Consider the following 2,592-nt stretch of genomic DNA (forward strand, 5'->3'; position numbering starts at 1 on the left):
GCCGCGGCATTCATGCCGCGGACACCCCCGCAACCGGACCCACCCCGCCTTCGACAGATCTCTGCTGCTGTTGGTGGGTGTCGACCTTGGTCAACACGGACGGAAACACGAAGGGGTCAGAGCCCTTTCCCGGCGGGAAAGGGCTCTGACCCCATCTGTGTGTTGCTTTGGCGTGTTACCAGTTCGGGTCTTCGGCCGGGGCGGCAGCAGGCTTGGGCTTCGGCTTGGCGGCCGGGCGGGCGGCGGCTGCAGCCGGGGCGGTCGCGCCCGCAGCAGCGGCGGCAGCCGGCTTGCTGCCCAGCTTCTGGCGCAGTTCGATCTGGCCCGGACGGAAGCCGCCGCGCATCGCGTCAACGCCGTCTTCGATGGTGCCGTACGAGGTCTGTGCAGCCACGCGGTCAATGCGGATGGTGCAGCATGGGTGTTCGCTGCGGCCCAGCGAACGGCCGGTCTGCGGGTCCTTCAGTTCCTCGCCCAGGCGCACAGCCTGCCAGCGCTGGCCGGCCTGCACGGTGTCACCGCCCTGGCTCAGCACCACCTGGTCACCGTCCACCGACACCACCGACACCGGGAACAGCGTGGTGACGATGCTGGTGCCGATCTGGCCGGACAGCGATTCCATCATCGCCGCAGCCATGTTGCGGCCGTTGACCACACGCGGCAGGGTGCTCGGGCCGGTCGAGGCCAACTGGTGATCGAAGCTGTCGGACATCACCACCTGGCCAGTGGTGGCGTTGACCAGGCGCAGGGTGATGCGGCCGCCACCGGAGTATGAGGTCACCTGACGGTCGGACATGCGCAGGTTGCGCACGCTGCGCGGGTACTCGAAGCGTTCGATGGTCGGGATCAGGATCAGGTCGGTCGCCAGCTGCTGGCCGACGCGGGCAGTGTCCTGCAAACGCACGTTGCCGCTGTTGATGTGGTCGATCTCGGCCTGCAGTTCGTCGCCGAACTCGCGATCCAGCACGATGAAGCGCTGGGTCTGGGTCAGCGTGTCGGACAGGCGTGCGCGGATCGCGTCGGCCACTTCATCGGCGCTCACGCGGCCATCGCCCACGGCATAGCTGCCGGCCTTCGTACGCGGCAGCGCGACCACGATCTTCGGCTTGCCCTGCTCGTCCGGTGCGCGGTACTGGGCGATCTGGGCACGCACGCGTACCTTCCAGTAGCTGCGCATGCTGCGGTGGGTCACGTCGGAATCGAACGAGCTTGCGCCACGCTTGGCATCGACGCTGACCTTCTCGTCGTAGCGCTCCTTGACACTGGCCGAGGCACCGCCGCCCTTGGCCGTGGCTTCGCCAGAGGCGCTGGCAGAGGCCGAACCCTTGAAGCTCCAGCCTTCATCGCTGGCGCGCACGCGCGCGATGGTTTCCTCGTCCAGCTGCCGCACTTCGTCCTGCGACAGGATTTCATAGCCCAGCACCGCGCCCTGCGAGCCGGCGATCATCTGCTGGGTGAACGCGTCGGCGCGGATATCGCCGACGTGTTCGTCATCCACGTCCACATGCAGGCCTGCGCGCAGGCCCTGCATCTGGCTGGCCACGCGTACACCGTTGACCTGCGCCACCGCCGACTGCAGCGCCGCCAGCACCGCCAGTTCCGGGGTGCTGCCGATGCCGTCGGCCTCGCGCGCGACCTGGGTGGTGCCGCCGAAATCCGGCGTGCCACGCAGGGGCGCTGCTTCCACTGGCGCATTGCTGGCCAGTGCACTGGTTGCCTTGTCCTTGGCGGGTGTGGGCGCATCGGCGGCCGGGGTGTCCTGCTTGCCGCAGGCTGCAAGCAGCACGGCGGCCAGGCCCAGGCCGATCAAACGGGAGGTTGTACGCATGGGGTTGATCCTCGGATCAGATCGAGTCGAGCATCGAATCGGCGTTCGACGGCACCTTCACCTTGCTCTTCTTGGCGAAGGTCACGGCCGACTTGGTCGAGCCGTACAGGCCCTGGATGAAGCCCGGCGATTCCTTGGCCACCCATGCACCGGCAGCCAGTTTGCGGCCGACGGTGGCCATCTGGGTGGCGCCCAGGTTCTTCATGCCGGCGGTGAAGTTGCTGGCTTCGCCGCCCAGCTTCTGCGCTTCGGCAGCCGACGCCAGCAGCGAGACCAGGCCTTCGGCATAGTGCTGCTTGGATTCAGCGTTCAGCTCCGGCTGCGCGGCCTGGCGCTCGTCGATCGCGGCCTGGGCGGCTTCGCTGACCGACACCGACTTCTTCATCGCATCGACGCTGACCGAACCCGACGACAGCGCCTGGCGCTCGGCTTCCAGCAGCTGCACCTGCTCGGCCAGGCCGAAGGCGCGGGCGAACGAGGTCTGGGCCTGCAGCGAGTGCGACTGCGAGCTGACGAAACGACGCACCAGTGCTTCCTGCGCGGCTTCATCCGGTGCGGCGGCGCTGGAGGCGCTGCTGCTGGAGGTACCGGTGGCGGCGCCGGCCAGGTCCTTCAGCTTGCCCAGGCCAGCGTGCGCCGGCATCGACAGGGTGGCGGCCGCGATGGCCAGGACAAGAGCGGTATTGCGGATCATGTGAGAGTCCTTTGGGAGAGACGGCCGCGGTGCGGCACGTGGGGAATCGGTGAGCCCCGGGGCGATGCCG

Annotated in this window: 2 protein-coding genes; both read right to left on the bottom strand. The window is 68.2% G+C overall.

Annotated elements, in window-relative coordinates:
• Positions 1-175: 175 nt before the first annotated feature.
• Complete coding sequence (locus ABGA94_RS01230; protein WP_111126875.1) at positions 176-1,828, bottom strand: CsgG/HfaB family protein; 1,653 nt, start codon at positions 1,826-1,828, stop codon at positions 176-178.
• Positions 1,829-1,844: 16 nt separating this feature from the next.
• A complete protein-coding gene (locus ABGA94_RS01235) occupies positions 1,845-2,522 on the bottom strand; it encodes a hypothetical protein (protein WP_005415096.1) in 678 nt (225 codons plus the stop codon).
• Between the last annotated feature and the right edge of the window lie 70 nt (positions 2,523-2,592).

Source organism: Stenotrophomonas sp. 3diitr2024 (genome assembly GCF_042136455.1).
Taxonomy (GTDB): Bacteria; Pseudomonadota; Gammaproteobacteria; order Xanthomonadales; family Xanthomonadaceae; genus Stenotrophomonas; species Stenotrophomonas sepilia.

What these genes read in the sequence shown, in the direction of transcription:
- ABGA94_RS01230 (WP_111126875.1), bottom strand. Translation starts at nt 1,828, where the DNA reads ATGCGTACAACCTCCCGTTTGATCGGCCTGGGCCTGGCCGCCGTGCTG.
- ABGA94_RS01235 (WP_005415096.1), bottom strand. Translation starts at nt 2,522, where the DNA reads ATGATCCGCAATACCGCTCTTGTCCTGGCCATCGCGGCCGCCACCCTG.